The following is a 2599-nucleotide window of genomic DNA, read 5'->3' as shown; positions in this document are numbered from 1 at the left end:
TAACAAGGTAGCCGTATCGGAAGGTGCGGCTGGATCACCTCCTTTCTATGGAGAATCGTTTCCCGAGTGGAAACATTCAAATATGCAGCTTAACTGCAAAACCTAGCCAGGTCGGCTAGTTACTCACTCGTTGCTCAGTTTTGAGAGCTCAAACTCTCAAACGTTTGGTGGCGATAGCGAAGGGGTTCCACACGTTCCCATCCCGAACACGACCGTTAAGCCCTTCAGCGTCAATGGTACTTGGACCGCAGGGTCCTGGGAGAGTAGAACGCCGCCAAGCGTAACCCATTTTGGGTTCAAATAGTATATATAATGTGGGCCCTTAGCTCAGTTGGTTAGAGCGCACCTCTGATAAGGGTGAGGCCGGTGGTTCGAGTCCACCAGGGCCCACCATCTACACCTTTTAATTTCATATGGGGCCATAGCTCAGCTGGGAGAGCGCCTGCCTTGCAAGCAGGAGGTCAGCGGTTCGATCCCGCTTGGCTCCACCAAAAATGCTTTACAAGTTTGTTCTTTGAAAACTAGATATCGAAACGAAAGTAAATGCGAATTAGAACATTCCTTTTTAGCTGAACTTGTGTTAAACAAGTTTCAATAAAAACGGTAGATTGCACGTACGATGGTTTTGGGTGGGAGCGACTTTTGGCTTTGCGCAAGCAAAACAAGGGAAGCGAGCGGCCAATACCGGAGCACGAGGTTAAGCTACTAAGAGCACACGGAGGATGCCTAGGCGCTAGGAGCCGATGAAGGACGTGGCGAACAACGAAACTGCCTCGGGGAGCTGTAAGCAAGCTTTGATCCGGGGGTGTCCGAATGGGGAAACCCAGCTGGGGTAATTTCCAGTTACTCATAACTGAATACATAGGTTATGCAGAGGCATACCAGGGGAACTGAAACATCTAAGTACCCTGAGGAAGAGAAAACAATAGTGATTCCGTCAGTAGCGGCGAGCGAACGCGGAGAAGCCCAAACCAGAGAGCTTGCTCTTTGGGGTTGTGGGACGTCTCACATGGAGTTACAAAGGAACCGGTTAAGCGAAGAGGTCTGGAAAGGCCCGCCAAAGAAGGTAAAAGCCCTGTAATTGAAAGTCTGTTCCCTCCGAGACGGATCCCGAGTAGTGCGGGGCACGTGAAACCCCGTATGAATCCGGCAGGACCATCTGCCAAGGCTAAATACTTCCTAGCGACCGATAGTGAAGCAGTACCGTGAGGGAAAGGTGAAAAGCACCCCGGAAGGGGAGTGAAATAGAACCTGAAACCGTGTGCTTACAAAAAGTCAGAGCCCGTTTTAGGGGTGATGGCGTGCCTTTTGTAGAATGAACCGGCGAGTTACGTTCCCGTGCAAGGTTAAGGTGAAGAGCCGGAGCCGCAGCGAAAGCGAGTCTGAATAGGGCGACTTAGTACGTGGACGTAGACCCGAAACCGGGTGATCTACCCCTGTCCAGGGTGAAGGTGCGGTAACACGCACTGGAGGCCCGAACCCACGCATGTTGAAAAATGCGGGGATGAGGTGGGGGTAGCGGAGAAATTCCAATCGAACTCGGAGATAGCTGGTTCTCCCCGAAATAGCTTTAGGGCTAGCCTCGGAAAACAGAGTCGTGGAGGTAGAGCACTGATTGGGTGCGGGGCCCGCAAGGGTTACCAAGCTCAGTCAAACTCCGAATGCCATAGACTTACTTCCGGGAGTCAGACAGTGAGTGCTAAGATCCATTGTCAAAAGGGAAACAGCCCAGACCATCAGCTAAGGTCCCCAAGTGTGTGTTAAGTGGGAAAGGATGTGGAGTTGCACAGACAACCAGGATGTTGGCTTAGAAGCAGCCACCATTGAAAGAGTGCGTAATAGCTCACTGGTCGAGTGACTCTGCGCCGAAAATGTAACGGGGCTAAACACACCACCGAAGCTATGGCTTGATGCTTTGCATCAGGGGTAGGGGAGCGTTGTATAAGGGTTGAAGGTGTACCGTAAGGAGCGCTGGACATTATACAAGTGAGAATGCCGGTATGAGTAACGAAAAGATCAGTGAGAATCTGATCCGCCGAAAGCCTAAGGGTTCCTGAGGAAGGCTCGTCCGCTCAGGGTAAGTCGGGACCTAAGGCGAGGCCGAAAGGCGTAGTCGAAGGACAACAGGTCGAAATTCCTGTACCACCGTAAGCCGTTATGAGCAATGGGGGGACGCAGTAGGGTAGTGACGCGGACTGATGGATGTCTGTCCAAGCAGTAAGGCTGATGTGTAGGCAAATCCGCACATCATTAAGGCTGAGCTGTGATGGGGAGTGAAAATTACAGTAGCGAAGGTCATGATCTCACACTGCCAAGAAAAGCCTCTAGCCAGGTGATGGTGCCCGTACCGCAAACCGACACAGGTAGGCGAGAAGAGTATTCTAAGGCGCGCGGAAGAACTCTCGTTAAGGAACTCGGCAAAATGACCCCGTAACTTCGGGAGAAGGGGTGCCCCGGTAGTGTGAATAGCACGAGGGGGCCGCAGTGAAAAGGCCCAAGCGACTGTTTAGCAAAAACACAGGTCTGTGCGAAGCCGTAAGGCGAAGTATACGGGCTGACGCCTGCCCGGTGCTGGAAGGTTAAGGGGAGTGGTTAGGGA

At 52.1% G+C, this 2599-nt stretch carries 2 tRNA genes and 2 rRNA genes; all 4 read left to right on the top strand.

The features are described from left to right. Positions 1–163: 163 nt before the first annotated feature. Positions 164–280: ribosomal RNA gene (gene rrf / locus FS628_RS30100) — 5S ribosomal RNA — on the top strand. 36 nt (positions 281–316) lie between these two features. Further along, positions 317–393: transfer RNA gene (locus FS628_RS30095), tRNA-Ile, on the top strand. Positions 394–415: 22 nt separating this feature from the next. Then, positions 416–491: transfer RNA gene (locus FS628_RS30090), tRNA-Ala, on the top strand. A 204-nt stretch (positions 492–695) separates the two neighbouring features. Then, positions 696–2599, top strand: a 23S ribosomal RNA gene (locus tag FS628_RS30085); the annotation flags it as partial.

Source organism: Paenibacillus xylanexedens, from assembly GCF_007676705.1.
GTDB lineage: Bacteria > Bacillota > Bacilli > Paenibacillales > Paenibacillaceae > Paenibacillus > Paenibacillus xylanexedens_C.
This window is presented reverse-complemented; position numbering and strand designations above follow the sequence as displayed.